We start from the raw sequence: 13,243 nt of genomic DNA on the forward strand, positions 1-13,243 counted from the left end.
GCACCGGAGACCCCCGCTTCGCGACCGGTTGCGTCGAACTGTGCCGACCGCGCCTCGCGGCCGCGGCCCGGCGCGAACGCATCCGGACCAGCTGCCGCTGCCCGCGGAGGCCGTCGTCGAGGAGGCCGCAAGCCGCTACCGGCTTCGCCCATCGGCACCTCCGCATACGGCTGCGTTCCTCCTGGAGGCACGCGGCACGTCTACCAGAGCCGGACCACCGCGGCGAACTGGCCCTGCGGCCGGCGCACACCTGGTGACTGCACGCCGTCATGGTCGACGGCGCCGCCCAGTGGCCGGCCCAGGAGACGGACTCGTGCCACGGCCCGTACTGGTGCCACGGCGTCGCGGAACGTCGTTCTCCTTCTCGTCGCCTCTGGCGGGCACAGACCGCGACGAGCGGTTCGGCGCCCATCGCCCGGGCCGGCACGCGCGCCGTCGTGGAGCGCGCTCCCGCGCGGCCGTCACCAGTGCCACGGACTGGCCGGGAACGGCGACTACCTCCTCGCACATGGCCGAGGCCACCGGCGACCCCGCCTACCGGGCCCGATGGCCGAGGACCTGGCCGCTCATCCGCTGCCCGAACGCACCACCGCGGCAGCCACGTCGTGTCCCGAACGAGTACCGAGTGCTCGACGAGCTGGAGCGACGAGCCGCCGGAATCCTCGGGTTCCTACCCTGCGGAGCGCCACACAGAACCCGCGCACTGGATGGTCCAGCAGCCGGTCTGAGCGGCAGGAATCCCTGCCGTCACGGTCACAGAGAAGGAGAAGTGTCATCGAGACCAGGACTCGAGCTGCTGGCCTGCCCTGCACGCCCGTCCGGAGACCGCACCGCGATCAGTGTTGCCGACGGCGACTCGTTCAGAGCGGACAGTGCGCGCTGCGTTAACGGCCTGCTGCACGCTCTCTCAACACCAGGCATGTAATCGGCATCAGCTGCGCTAGCGGGTAGCGGCCGCGCCCTCCGGCCGGTGGTCGCCCCCGTGGCGACCGCCGGCGATCGTGTTTTCCGCCACCCGCCCGACCGCCCGCCCTTCGAGGCGCGTCGGACCACGAGGGACGAGCCCCATGCAGCCATACGCCATCAGCACGCCGTCTGGTCAAGAGCTACCCGGGCCCGCACGGCACCGTCGTCGACGCGGTGAGCGGCCTCGACCTCGACGTGCGCCAGGGCGAGACCTTCGCCTTCCTCGGCCCCAACGGAGCGGGGAAGTGCACGACCATCGCCATGCTCTGCGCCCTCGCCCGCCCCACCTCCGGCCGCGCCACCGTGCCGGCTTCGACGGTGCTCACGCCGCACGACGTGCGGCGGACAGGTCGGCATCCTCTTCCAGCACAGCGCCCTCGACCCGGACGCTGACGGTCGAGCAGAACCTCCGCATCCACGCCCGCCTCTACGGGCTGCGCCGCCGCGACGTGCTCGGCGGACGGCCGAGGTGCTCGAACCGCCGGCCTGACCGACCGGGGCGTTCCCCGTACGCGCCCTGTCGGCGGCATGCGGCGACGCCTGGAGATCGCCGCCAGTTGCTGCACTCCCCCGAGCGTGCTGTTCCTGGACGAACCGACCACCGGCCTCGACCCGCACGCCCGCGCCCAGATCTGGGAGCACCTGCGAGAGCTGCGCGACCGGCAGGGCAGCACCCTCTCGTCACCACGCACTACCTGGACGAGGCGGAGAACTGCGACCGCATCGCGATCGCCGACCGGGGCCGGCTGGTCGCCCAGGGCACGCCGCACGCGCTCAAGGCCGAGATCGGCGACGACCGGTGGTGCTCCGCACCAGCGACGACGAGCGGGCCCGGAAGATCGTCGCCCAGGCCGCGCCGCCGGACCGTCCCGTCACCGCCGACGCCGACGGGACCTGGCTCCGGGTACCCGACGGCAGCACGTGGATCCCACGGCTGTGCGCCGCCCTCGCCGGGCACGGCATCGCCGTGCACGCCGCCTCCGCCACCCCGCCCACGCTCGACGACGTCTTCTTCCACCACACCGGCCGCAGCATCCACACCACCCCGGCCGCGACCGCCGCGGGAGCCGGCCGATGACCGCCCTCACCCTCCGGGCACCCGAGGCCACGGACCGCGGACCGGCCCCCCGGCTGCGGCAGACACTGCGCGCCATCCACGCCCTGGTCCACCGCGACCTGCTGCGCCTCGCCTGCCAGCGCGCCCACACCGGCCTCGTCCTGCTCCAGCGGTGCTCTACCTCTTCGCCCTCGGCGGCGGACTCGCCACCCTGATCCCCAACGCCTCCCTGGGCACCGGATACCAGACGTACCTCTTCCCCGGCATGCTGATGATGACGGTCCAGACCCCGGCCCATCATGGTGGGCATCCGGCTCATCACCGACCGGCAGAGCGGCTATCTGCGCGAGCTCCTGATGGCCCCGGTCAGCGCTCCACCCTGCTCCTCGGCAGCTGCGCCGGCGGCACCCTCGTCGCCGCCGTACAGGGCGCCGTACTGCTCTGCCTGGCCGCGCGCGGTCGACTGCCCTACGACCCGCTCCTCCTCCTGCTGCTCCTCGGCGGCATGCTGCTCGCCTCCTTCGCCATCACCGCCCTCGCCCTCGCGCTGGCGGTCACGCTGCGCAGCCCCGAGACCTTCCACACCCTGCTCAGCCTCCTGATGCATGCCGCTGCTCTTCCTGTCCGGCGCCTTCTTCCCCCTTGGAGTCCCTGCCGGGCTGGGCCCGCGCCCTGGCCACCGTCAATCCGCTCGCGTACGGGGTGGACCTGCTGCGGCGCTCGATCTCCCTGCGGTGCCGGACCAGGCGGCCGTCGGCGGCGTCGAATGGGCGGGCCGGCAGCCGCCCCTGTCCCTGGAGGCCGGGCTGCTCCTCACCCTCGCGTGCTGACCTCGTGTGGGCCGCCCGCCGCTTCAGCCGTCCCGAGTGACGCGCACCGTCCCGAACCGCGGACGGACGGTGCCCGCAGGGGTAAAGCGCGGGAAAAGACCTGGCGGGCGGGCTGCGGTTCCCGCACCGAGTGTTTACGCCGTCTTATCGCGTTCTTAGCGCCCCAGGGCCCCGTCGGCGCGCCCCGGAGCGACGGATTCCGCAGCGGGAGAGGCATTGACCAGCGTTCCGCCCGAGCTTCCATTCAGCCCGGGAGCCACGGAACCACTGATCACCGGACGCTCGGAGGCGATACCGCTCCGCTCGGATACACCGCTCGCACGATCGGAACCGCCTGATGACGGACACCCTCAGCGCACCGCACGCGTTGGCCCCCCCGACCGACCCGTGCCGCAGAAACTCAAGCGTTCCATCGGTGTCGTGGGCGGAACCCTGCTCACGCTGTCGTGCGTGACGCCCGCCTCGACCCTCTTCGTGGTCGTCCCGGACCTCTTCGACGGCGTCGGGCACGTACGCGGCCCTCACCATCGCCATCGGCTCGCTGCTCTGCATCGGCGTCGCGTTCTGCTACTCCGAACTGGGCACCCTGATCCCCAGCGCGGGCGGCGAGTACGCCATCGTCTCACCCTCTCGGGCCGGCTCGCCGGCTGGCTGGTGTTCTGTGCTGTCCCTGCTGGTGGGGATGATCGTGCCACCGGTGATCGCCATGGGGGACCGCCGACTACCTCGCGCCCCTGGTGCACGTCCCGGCCCGCTCGCCGGCGCCGGCGTCATGGTCCTGGCGACCCTCGCGGGGCCTGCTCGACCTGCGGGCCAACGCCTGGATCACCGGCATCTTCCTGGTCCTGGAGGTCGTCGCCGCGGCATCGTCGCGATCCTCGGCTTCTCCCACTCGCAGCGGGGCGTCGGGGCCCTGGTGCACGGCGAGGTGGCACCCGCGGGCGGCACGCACTCGCTGGTCACCGGCGCCATGGTCGTCTCCGGCCTCGCCATCGCCCCTCTTCGTCACCCAGGGCTTCTCGACGGCCGTCTACCTCTCCGAGGAGCTGGAGAACCCCCGCCGCAACGTGGCCCGCACCGTGCTCGCCACGCTGGCCATCTCGACCGCCGTCATCCTCGTCCCCGTCAGCGCGATCACGCTCGGCGCCGGCGACCTGGAGACCCTCACCGGCGGCGACATCAGCGGCATGATCACCGCCTGGTCCAACTCCGCCGTCGGCACCTTCATCAGCCTCTGCGTCGCGCTGGCGATCATCAACGCCGGCATCGTCATGGTCATCCAGAACTCCCGCGTCCTGTTCGCCTCCGCCCGTGACAAGGCCTGGCCCGAGCCGGTCAACAACGCCCTCTCCCGGCTCGGCCGCTTCGGCTCCCCGTGGGTGGCCACCCTGGCCGTCGGCGTGCCGGGCGCTGCCCTGTGCTTCGTGAACCTCGACACCCTGTACGGCGTCACGCGGCGTCTCCGTCACCGGCATGTACCTGCTGGTCGCGGGTGGCCGCCCTGTTTCAGCCGCCGGGGCGCGCACCGCGAGGTGGCCGCCTGGCGGATGCCGCTCTGGCCGGCCGTGCCGGTGCTGCTCATCGGCGTCCTCGCCTACGTCCTGTACATGCAGGACACCGAGTACCTGCTGTGGACCGGCGGCATCACCGCCGTGGCCACCCTCTACTGGGCCCTCTACCTCCGGCCCCGGCGGGACACCCGCTGGCTGGTCAGCATCCCGGAGGACGAGCAGGTCTGACCCTGCGCACCGAGACCCGGCCCCGGGGCCGGGGCGGCAACGGCCGCCCCGGCCCTTCGGCGTCCCCGGCCCGGCCGAAGCGCCCCAGGACGGCGGTGAGCAGGACGGCGGTGAGGGTCCCGGCGACGACGCCGCTGCCGAGGATCGTGCGGGCCCAGCCGGGGAAGCCCGCGTACAGGTCCGGGACGAGGAGGGGCAGCAGGCCCGCCGTGAGGGCGAGGGCGGCGGTCAGGGAGCCCGTTCCGGTGCCGGAGAGGTCGGCGCGGCGGAGCATCTCGACGCCCATCACCGCGATGACGGCGTAGACGACGAGCGCGGAGCCGCCCACGACGGCCTCGGGGATGCCGGCGAGGGCGCGGGAGACCGGAGTGGCCACGCCGAGGGCGATCAGCAGGACGCCGGCGCCCGCCGTGACGAAGCGGCTGCGGACCCCGGTGAGGCGGCCGATGCCGATGTTCTCGGCGCTGGTGACCATGAGGGAGGTGCCGAACAGGCCGCCGGCCAGGGAGACCAGGGCGTCGGCGCGCGCGACGCGCGGCACGTCCCGGCCGGGGTCGGGGGTGCGGCCGACCGTCTCGCTGTTGAGGACGGTCTGGCCGGTGATCTCGGCCAGCGTGGTCAGGCTGAAGACCAGCAGCGGCAGGGCGGCGACCAGGTCGAAGCGGGGGGTGCCGTACGGCAGGAGGTCGGGCAGGGCGAAGCCCTCGCCGGCGGCCGGGGTGAAGGCGCCGAGCCCGGTGGCCACGGCGACGAGGGTGCCGGTGGCCATGCCGATGAGGACCGCGGTCTGCCGCCAGACGCCGCGCAGCAGCACGTACGCGGCGACGGTCGCCGCGACGGTGAGGGCGGCGAGCAGCACCGCGCGCGGTGCGCCGGTGCCGTCGGGGCCGGTGATCAGGCGGGCGGCGACGCGGATCATCGCGATGCCGATGAGCAGCACGGTCACGCCCATGACCAGGGGCGGGAAGAGTCGCACGATCCGCCCGTACAGGGGGAGCACGGCCACCAGCAGGCCCGCCGCGAGGAGGACGGAGCCGGCCGCGGTGGGGGCGCCGTGGTCCTGGGCGATCTGGAGGAACAGCGCGGTAGCCGCGCCGCCGGGCAGCATGACGAACGGCAGCCTGCCGCCGATCCGCCAGACGCCGAGCGACTGCAGCAGGGCGCCCGCTCCGCACAGCAGCAGGACGGCGCTGAGCAGCGAGGCGGCGGCGCCGGGGGAGAGGCGGAGGGTGCCGGCGACGAGGAAGACGGTGGAGACGGGTGCCGCGATCATCGCCAGCACGTGCTGGGCGGCGAGGGGGAGCAGCCGGTGCGGCGGTACGGGCGCGTCGGCGGGGTCGGCGGCGGGAGCCGGGGCGGGGGTGGTCGTCATGCCGTCGCCTCCAGCCACGGGATCTCCTCGGCGGCGTAACGGTAGGCGCGGAACACGGCGTTGGGCTCGGCCGGGAACAGGCCCCGGACCTCGTGCTCCTCGTATCCGGCGAAGTGCGGGACGACGTACTCCCAGCACAGGTAGCCGTCCTTCGTCACCTCGAAGAGACGGCCCGACGGGGAGTCGGTGACCAGGGTGTTGCCGTTCGGCAGGCGCTGCGCGGAGCCCATGAACGGAGCGAAGAAGAACTCGCGGGCCGGGTCGTGGTACTCCCAGACGACCTCGCCGCCGGTCCGGTCGAGTTCGACGACGCGGGAGTAGGGGACGTCGTGGCCGGGCCGGAAGACGCCGTTGTCGAAGACGAGCAGCCGGCCGTCGTCGAGCTCGGTGGGGGCGTGCTGCTGGCTGACGGTGCCGGGGCGGCTGCGCCACAGGATCTCGCCGGTCGTGCGGCTGATCACGACGACGGCGGAGACGCTGCGCAGGCTGGCGAGGACGTTGCCGTCGCGCAGCGGGGTGACGCTGTTGATCAGCGGCCAGTGCTCGCGGGCGTAGGCCTCGTGCAGCGGGAACTCCTCGGGGTCGAGGTGGTCCGCCGCGCTCCACGACCACAGGAGTCCGCCGTCCGGGCCGACCTCGCGGATGGTGTCGGCCCAGACGGTCCCGCCCGCGGCCTCGGAGCCGGGGACCCCGCCCCGTACCGCCGCGGCCCGTTCGCCCGAGAGGGGTTCGAGGGCGGTGTAGAGGATCCGGCCGTCGTCGAGGTGGTGGGCGTCGTGGTGCTGGAGGGGGTCGCGGTGCTCGCGCAGCACGGTCCCGTCGGGCGCGGCCTTGAGCATGACGCCGCCCCGGTACTTGTGCCACATCGGGAACAGGGCCTTCTCGCCGGGCAGGACGCCGTTGTAGGCGAGGGTCCCGTCGGCGAGCAGTCGGGCGTGCCGGCCGGGGCGGTAGGGAAGGTCCCAGCGGTGGACGGCGCGGCCGCGGAGGTCGATCAGGTGGACCTGGCCGGTGCCGGTGAGCGGGGCGTAGAGGGTGTAGCCGGGGTGGGCGGCCTCCTCGTCGAGGGCGATGAGGCCGGTCGGGCGTCGGCGGCGGGAGTTCTGGTCGATCAGGGGCATGGCGGGGCGCGCCTCCAGGCGTCGGGGTGGTCGAAGTCGTCAAAGTTTCTTTGATGAGAGCAACTGACTTTGAAGGTAGAGGTGTCGTGTGACGGGCGTGTGTCGGGAGTGCGAAACCGTCTCCGGATCCTCGGCGCGGGCGGCGTAGGGTGCCGTCAAGCAGGGAGAACGGGTGCGGCGGGCGCCGCGGGGCGGGGAAGGACGGGCAACCATGGAGGCCGCGAACACGCCGCGGGGCGGGGAAGGACGGACAACCGTGGAGGTCGCCAACACCCCGCGGGTCGGGGCGGCCGTGCGCCGCCGGCGCCGCGCCCTGGACCTGACGCTCGCCGACGTCGCGGGGCGCAGCGGGCTCTCGTCGCCGTTCCTCAGCCAGATCGAGAACGACCGGGCGCGGCCCAGCATGCGCTCGCTCCAGCGGATCGCGGACGCGCTCGACACCACGGCGGTGCAGCTGCTCGCCGCCTCCGACGCGACCCGTACCGTCGAGGTGGTGCGCGCGGGGGACGACAGCGGGCTGAGCGAGGACGCGCGGGTCCGGCCGCTGGTGCGCGGCCGGCATCAGCTGCACGCCCTGGAGTTCACCGGCGAGCAGGAGGCGGACCGCGAGTTCCGGCACCGCAACGACGAGTTGATGTACGTGGCGGACGGCGCGGTGGAGGTGGAGGCCGAGGGGCGGATCCACCGGCTGGGCCGGGGGGACTCGCTGCTGATGTCCGGCGGGGTGCGGCACCGCTGGCGCACCGCCGAGCCGGGGACGCGGGTGCTCGTGGTGGCGGTGGGGGACCACGTGGAGGTCCTGGGGGGGCTGACGGTGGGACGGGTGTGACGGTGGCTCGATCCGGTACGCCCTCTTGTGGGTTGGGGTCTCCATTCTAAGAATGCACATGACAACCGGAGGATCTTCGGTTGCATGTCATCAGAGGGGAACCCCCACATGAAGAAGCCTCTCGTCGGCGCCCTGCTCGCGCTGCTCCTGACCGGAGCGGCCGCGGCCCCGGCCGTGGCCGCCGCGCCGCCGCAGGCCCCCGCGGCCCGGAGCCAGGCCCCGGCCGTGGCCCCCGCGGCCCGGAGCCAGGCCTCGGCCGCCGTCGCGGTCGACTTCGCCGGCACGGTCGCGCTCAGCAACTGCTCCGGCTCGCTCGTCCGCGTGCCGAACTCCCAGCCGAACGACCTCGCGCTCGTCCTCTCCAACGGGCACTGTCTGGAGACCGGCATGCCGGGCGCGGGCGTGGTCGTCAAGGACGCCCGCTCCACCCGCTCCTTCTCGCTGCTCAACTCGGCCGGCACCAAGGTCGCGACGCTGCGGGCCAGCAAGATCTCGTACGCCACGATGACCGACACGGACATCTCGATCTACCAGCTCACCAAGACGTACGCGCAGATCCAGAGCCAGTACGGAATAGCCGCCCTGACCCTCAACGACGTCCGCCCGACCCAGGGTTCGTCGATCAAGGTGGTGTCCGGGTACTGGAAGCGGATCTACAGCTGCAACGTCGACGGCTTCGTCTACCGGATGAAGGAGGGCGAGTGGACCTGGAAGGACTCGGTCCGCTACACCTCGTCCTGCAACACCATCGGCGGCACCTCCGGATCGCCGGTCGTCGACACGGCCACCGGCAAGGTCGTCGCGGTCAACAACACGGGCAACGAGAGCGGTGAGCGCTGCACCGTGAACAACCCGTGCGAGGTCGACGAGAACGGCGTCGTGACCGTCCGCCAGGGCATCAACTACGCCCAGGAGACCTACACGATCGTCCCGTGCGTCGGCGCGGGCAACGTGATCGACCTGAACCGCCCGGGCTGCACCCTGCCCAAGCCGTAACACCCCCCACCCCCGCGTCACCCGCCCCACCGCCCGTCCGGCCGCTCGGAGGCCGGGCGGGCTCCCGCGCGCGAGGCGGCCCGCCCCTCGAAGGCACGCCCCGCCCCACCCCGTCACCCCCGCGTCAGCGCGCGCCGCAGCCCCACCCGGGCCAGCTCCCGCAGGGCCTCCGCCCGGTCCCGGAAGCCGTGGGCGCCGTACGGTTCCACCGAGGCCAGGGCGCGGGCCGCCTCGCGCAGCCCCAGGCGCAGGGTGGCCGAGGTGCCGTCGGTGGCCTCGAAGGCCGCCTCCCGCGCGTCGGGCCACAGGTCCGGACCCGGGGCGTCGGTCAGGTCCCGGTGGGCGCGGAGCGCGTGCCAGGTCCCGCCGAGCCGCACCCGCGCCACGTAGTCGACGCCGCCGCCCGCAGACTCGACCCGGCCGTCCGCGAGGAGCACCCGGCCGCCCCACGGCGCGTGGTCGACGTGCCCGGCCAGCCGGGCGCCGGGGGAGGGCGTGCCGTCCGGCGGCAGCGGGAGCTCGACGGTCACGTCCAGGAGGAGCCCGGCGCCCGCCGCCTCCCCGCGCAGCCGCTCCCGGAACCGCACCCCGCGCACCGGCTCCCGCATCGTCGTGCAGGCCTGGTCCTTCGGCACGCCCGTCGGCGCCGCCGAACCGAGGTACTCCCAGGCGTCCCGGTACCCCATCGCGACCAGGGAGTCCGCGGAGATCCGGCCGGTCAGGAACTCCGGGTCGAGGGGGAGCGGGTGGCGCGGCCTGATCACATGGAGGACGAAGGGGCGGTGCGCCGCCGCCGCGGCGTCCAGTTCGGCGAAGAGCGCCCCGTTCGCGCTCATCTCGATCATGTGCACGTACTGTTCGAGGGGCCCGTCACCCCAGTACGGCGCGTTCCCGATGCACCACACCAGCCACACCTCGTCCGCCCCGCGGCGCAGCGCCTCCGTCAGGTTGGCGTCCTTGATCCAGACCGCGTCGGTCCAGACCCGCGGCCCCCGGCGCAGCGGCGTGACGAACAGGGGCAGGGACATGCCCGCGGCCATCAGCTCCAGGTCGATCTCGGTGTGCGGTACGGCCACGCAGGTCTTGGTGACGAAGTCGGCCACGTTGAAGGTGCCCGCCACCGGCGAGGCGCGGATCGCCGCCACGTCGACGCCGAGCGCGGGCAGCACCTCGCGGACCATCCCCTCCGCGTCGCCGAGGGCGGGCAGCGCCCAGGGGCCCTTCAGGTAGTCCGTGAGCGGCAGTGGCGAGCCGAACTCCCGTACGTCCAGCGCGGACCAGCGCCGTCCCATCTCCGCCGGGTCCAGCCCGGACAGCACCATGCCCGTGGTCATGATGCCGCCCGAGGTCCCGTCGACGTGGTCGAAGGCGAGCCCGTGCTCGCGCAGCGCCCGCACCACGCCGGTCTGCCAGGCGACGCGCATCCCGCCGCCCGCGAGGACCAGTGAGCGCCGGGTCACGCGTGCGTCCCCGCGTGCCACAGCCGGCGGGCCATCAGCCAGCAGAGCAGGGCCGTGGCCAGGTCGAAGAAGGCCACCAGGAGGGCGATCGCGCCGAAGAGGTCCCGGACGACCCCGATGCCCACCAGGGCGAAGGCGCCGAACTTCTGCAGGCCCGTCCAGAGGAGCACGTACCAGGGCGGGGCCGGGGACAGCAGGGCCTGGACGAGGAGACCGCCCACGACAATCATGAACATGCCCACGGTGGCGAAGAGATGACGGCCGATGCCCGGCGAGTCCGCCGACAGCAGCCGCAGCACCGGGCCCGGCGCGCACAGCTGGACGAGTCCGGTCAGCACCGTCACCGCGCCGATCAGCAGGAGGACCACCCGCAGGAGGTCCCGCCGGACGTACGGCGGCAGCAGGCTCACTCCAGCGCTCCCAGCAGATCGCCCTTGGCGACGATGTACCAGACGATCGCCGCCCAGGTGAGCGTCGAGCCGACGAAGCGGATGTCGTTGAGCCGCATCCACTTCAGCAGCAGCGGCGTCAGCCCGGCCGGTCCGTCGAAGTCCCCGGCCCGGATCCGCTTGTTGATCGGGATGATCAGCTGCTGGCCGACGTAGGTGAGCACGAGGATGCCCGCCAGACAGACCGCCGACAGGACCACGTACCACTCGCCCCACTCGCTCCACACCAGCACGATCCCGGAGACGAACATCAGGGGCACGACCACCGTGAAGAACGTGGTGGCGAGGGTGGTGGGGACGCCGAAGTGGTCGCCCACGTTCTCCGGGGTGAGGGACCGCCAGGTGGGATAGAGGAAGAACCTCAGCACCCACATCGTCCCCATGTACATCGTCGCGCCGAAGAGGAAGTACAGCGCGTTCACCAGCAGCAGGGCCTCTTTCACGGGTGCGCTCCCACGTCCAGGCGCGGCGGCGGGGGCCACTCCTGCGAGATGCCCAGTCCCACCACGCTGTCCAGTGCCTCTCCGTACGTCCGCCCCGGCTCCCCGCTCGTGAGGAACCAGCACTCGAAGTGGTCGTCGAGCACCCCCTGCGCCGAGGGCAGGAACAGGGTGAACAGCGGATCGTCGGCGATCCCCAGGCCGTGCAGCGCGGCGACCTGCGGCGCGTCGCCGAGGACGAGCCGCGCGCGGGCCCGCCGCCCCACCGCGACGTCGGCCGGGCCGTCGAGGTAGACCGTCGACTTCATCAGCATCCCGCGGAACGCGCAGTAGTTGACCGCCGAGGCCTTCACCGGCAGCGCGGTCGCCGGCGGGCGCTGGATCTCGATGAACATCCCGAGCCGCCCGCCCACCTCGTACTGGCTGGACACCGTCCTGTCGCTCACCTTGAAGTCGAGACTGGCCCGGTGCTTCGGCATCCCCCAGATGCCCTTGCCGCCCTTGACCGAGATCTCGCTGCTCACCGGCAGGTCCACCACGTACTGCCCGGTGCGGAAGGCGCCCCGCAGCAGTCCGGGCAGCAGCGGCGGAGCCGGCCGCGAACCGTGCGTGCAGGCGAGCGCGATCGAGAACTCGATGTAGCGGCCGATGTCCGTCCGCAGGTAGTTCACGACCGTGACGACGAGCAGTCCCCTGCCGCCGGGGAGCGTCACGGGGTGCAGCTCGTCCCCGGGCAGCAGCCGGGCCGCCGCCGCCGCGTCGACCGGGAACCCGGCCATCAGGGCGGGCGTGTCGACCGAGTCGACGGGCAGTTCGAAGGGGATGCCGTCGACCAGCGAGTGCCGCCCGGCGAGCCGGCGTTGCCGGCGCGGCACCGGTGACGGCAGGGCCGAGAGCCCCAGCCGGGCGAGATCCAGGATCCGGTTCATCGGGCGAGCTCCTCAAGGATCAGGGGGTACGTGTCGGTCGCCGCGTGACGGCCCAGGAACACGTCGAGATGGCCGTAGCCGGGGAGCAGGTGCAGGCTGTCGCGGCCCGGCCGGTGCGCGTTCAGGAAGTCGTAGGTGCGCTGCTGGCTCTCCGCCAGGAAGCAGTGGTTGTCCTCGCCCGCGAACAGCGCGATCCGCGCGTCCGTGCGCGGCGCGCGCTCGGCGAAGGCCCGGGGCAGCCCCTCGATGCCCTCCGTCGCCACCAGCTGCCCGGCCCGGACGCACCGGTTCATCTGGGCGAAGAAGCTCATCGGCACCTCGGCGAACTCGCCGCGGATCCAGTCGTGCGTCTCCTCGTCGAGCCGGGCGTGCGACCACAGGGCCGGCCGGCCGCTGCCGTACGTGAAGCTCACCATGCGGCACACCGAGTTCCGGCACTCCGGATGGGTGGCGCGCACGAACCACACCATCGCCCGGGAGACCGGACCGGCCGGCCGGTCGCCCCAGGCCGGCGAGATGGCCGGCATCAGCCGGGAGACCAGCGGCGCCAGCCGGGCCAGCTTGAACGTGGAGAGCCGCGGGACGACCGGGTGCAGCGACACCGCGTTGCTCACCACCGTCTCCACCTGGGGGAGCAGCCCGGCCGTCAGCGCCATCATGAAGGAGGTCGAACCCTGGCAGTGCACCACCGCCTTGAGCCGGTCCGTGCCGGTCGCCGCCAGCACGTGCGCGACCGCGGCGGGATGGTCGTACGCGGCGGCCTGGTCCAGCGTCCAGGGCACCGGGTCGAGGTCGATCGAGGCACGCCAGTTCAGCAGCCAGACGTCCCAGCCGGCGTCGATCAGCGCGTCGACGAAGGTGCGGGGCAGCGGCGGCCGGAACAGCTCGGCCCGCACTCCCGCACCGTGCACGACGAGCACCGGCCCCTTGGCGGGCGGGTGCTTCCCCTGGACGTGCACCAGGGTCAGCGGGCGCCCGTCGAGCGCGGTGAACGGCTGTACCTCGGTGCGGTGGTCACGACGGGTCGTGGGCCCGTCCGGCGTGCGGGTGGTCAT

General features: G+C 73.1%; 13 protein-coding genes and 1 pseudogene. 6 read left to right on the forward strand and 8 right to left on the reverse strand.

Going from position 1 to position 13,243, the window contains the following annotated elements; translation table 11 throughout:
- The first annotated feature begins 1,140 nt into the window (after positions 1-1,140).
- The 3 genes from ABD981_RS10710 (at position 1,141) to ABD981_RS10720 (ending at position 2,238) form a co-directional block, all read left to right on the forward strand.
- Entirely contained in the window at positions 1,141-1,359 is a 219-nt protein-coding gene (locus tag ABD981_RS10710; RefSeq protein WP_345528904.1) for an ATP-binding cassette domain-containing protein, read from the forward strand.
- A 409-nt stretch (positions 1,360-1,768) separates the two neighbouring features.
- Positions 1,769-2,044: a hypothetical protein gene (locus ABD981_RS10715; protein WP_345528906.1), complete on the forward strand. Its 276-nt coding sequence runs from the start codon at positions 1,769-1,771 to the stop codon at positions 2,042-2,044.
- Complete coding sequence (locus ABD981_RS10720) at positions 2,041-2,238, forward strand: hypothetical protein (RefSeq protein ID WP_345528908.1); 198 nt, start codon at positions 2,041-2,043, stop codon at positions 2,236-2,238. Before ABD981_RS10715 ends, ABD981_RS10720 begins: the two co-directional genes overlap by 4 nt.
- Positions 2,239-2,360: 122 nt before the next feature.
- Here the strand turns inward: ABD981_RS10720 and ABD981_RS10725 are convergent, their stop codons facing one another.
- Complete coding sequence (locus tag ABD981_RS10725) at positions 2,361-2,630, reverse strand: hypothetical protein (RefSeq protein ID WP_345528910.1); 270 nt, start codon at positions 2,628-2,630, stop codon at positions 2,361-2,363.
- Between the two features lie 610 nt (positions 2,631-3,240).
- Here ABD981_RS10725 and ABD981_RS10730 point away from each other — a divergent pair.
- Positions 3,241-4,592: pseudogene (locus tag ABD981_RS10730) on the forward strand (APC family permease).
- Here ABD981_RS10730 and ABD981_RS10735 read toward each other — a convergent pair.
- Positions 4,564-5,982 (reverse strand): uracil-xanthine permease family protein, encoded by a 1,419-nt coding sequence (locus tag ABD981_RS10735; RefSeq protein WP_345528912.1) that lies wholly within the window; start codon positions 5,980-5,982, stop codon positions 4,564-4,566. The pseudogene ABD981_RS10730 and the gene ABD981_RS10735 sit on opposite strands and share 29 nt — an antisense overlap.
- Positions 5,961-7,085 carry an arylsulfotransferase family protein gene (locus tag ABD981_RS10740; protein ID WP_046909612.1) on the reverse strand — a complete coding sequence of 375 codons (1,125 nt, stop codon included), beginning with the start codon at positions 7,083-7,085 and terminating at the stop codon, positions 5,961-5,963. The genes ABD981_RS10735 and ABD981_RS10740 overlap by 22 nt, the downstream gene beginning before the upstream one ends.
- Before the next feature lie 256 nt (positions 7,086-7,341).
- On the opposite strand from ABD981_RS10740, the gene ABD981_RS10745 reads away from it, so the two are divergent.
- Both ABD981_RS10745 and ABD981_RS10750 read left to right on the forward strand, forming a co-directional pair.
- Complete coding sequence (locus ABD981_RS10745) at positions 7,342-7,914, forward strand: helix-turn-helix domain-containing protein (protein WP_046909613.1); 573 nt, start codon at positions 7,342-7,344, stop codon at positions 7,912-7,914.
- Positions 7,915-8,022: 108 nt separating this feature from the next.
- Positions 8,023-8,910 carry a S1 family peptidase gene (locus tag ABD981_RS10750; RefSeq protein ID WP_046909614.1) on the forward strand — a complete coding sequence of 296 codons (888 nt, stop codon included), beginning with the start codon at positions 8,023-8,025 and terminating at the stop codon, positions 8,908-8,910.
- 113 nt (positions 8,911-9,023) lie between these two features.
- Here ABD981_RS10750 and ABD981_RS10755 read toward each other — a convergent pair whose 3' ends face one another.
- From ABD981_RS10755 to ABD981_RS10775, 5 genes are read right to left on the reverse strand one after another with little or no spacing between them, the layout of a single operon-like run.
- Positions 9,024-10,370, reverse strand: a complete 1,347-nt coding sequence (locus tag ABD981_RS10755) for a patatin-like phospholipase family protein (RefSeq protein ID WP_205628228.1) — start codon at positions 10,368-10,370, stop codon at positions 9,024-9,026.
- Positions 10,367-10,780: a hypothetical protein gene (locus tag ABD981_RS10760; RefSeq protein WP_205628229.1), complete on the reverse strand. Its 414-nt coding sequence runs from the start codon at positions 10,778-10,780 to the stop codon at positions 10,367-10,369. The genes ABD981_RS10755 and ABD981_RS10760 overlap by 4 nt, the downstream gene beginning before the upstream one ends.
- Complete coding sequence (locus tag ABD981_RS10765) at positions 10,777-11,262, reverse strand: hypothetical protein (protein ID WP_205628230.1); 486 nt, start codon at positions 11,260-11,262, stop codon at positions 10,777-10,779. The genes ABD981_RS10760 and ABD981_RS10765 overlap by 4 nt, the downstream gene beginning before the upstream one ends.
- Positions 11,259-12,188, reverse strand: coding sequence for an acetoacetate decarboxylase family protein (locus ABD981_RS10770; RefSeq protein ID WP_046909615.1), 930 nt, complete (start codon positions 12,186-12,188; stop codon positions 11,259-11,261). The genes ABD981_RS10765 and ABD981_RS10770 overlap by 4 nt, the downstream gene beginning before the upstream one ends.
- Entirely contained in the window at positions 12,185-13,243 is a 1,059-nt protein-coding gene (locus tag ABD981_RS10775; protein WP_046909616.1) for an alpha/beta fold hydrolase, read from the reverse strand. The genes ABD981_RS10770 and ABD981_RS10775 overlap by 4 nt, the downstream gene beginning before the upstream one ends.

Source organism: Streptomyces showdoensis (assembly GCF_039535475.1).
Lineage (GTDB): Bacteria > Actinomycetota > Actinomycetes > Streptomycetales > Streptomycetaceae > Streptomyces > Streptomyces showdoensis.

What these genes read in the sequence shown, in the direction of transcription:
- ABD981_RS10720 (WP_345528908.1), top strand. Translation starts at nt 2,041, where the DNA reads ATGACCGCCCTCACCCTCCGGGCACCCGAGGCCACGGACCGCGGACCG.
- ABD981_RS10725 (WP_345528910.1), bottom strand. Translation starts at nt 2,630, where the DNA reads ATGCATCAGGAGGCTGAGCAGGGTGTGGAAGGTCTCGGGGCTGCGCAG.
- ABD981_RS10740 (WP_046909612.1), bottom strand. Translation starts at nt 7,085, where the DNA reads ATGCCCCTGATCGACCAGAACTCCCGCCGCCGACGCCCGACCGGCCTC.
- ABD981_RS10750 (WP_046909614.1), top strand. Translation starts at nt 8,023, where the DNA reads ATGAAGAAGCCTCTCGTCGGCGCCCTGCTCGCGCTGCTCCTGACCGGA.
- ABD981_RS10770 (WP_046909615.1), bottom strand. Translation starts at nt 12,188, where the DNA reads ATGAACCGGATCCTGGATCTCGCCCGGCTGGGGCTCTCGGCCCTGCCG.
- ABD981_RS10775 (WP_046909616.1), bottom strand. Translation starts at nt 13,243, where the DNA reads ATGACCACCCGCACGCCGGACGGGCCCACGACCCGTCGTGACCACCGC.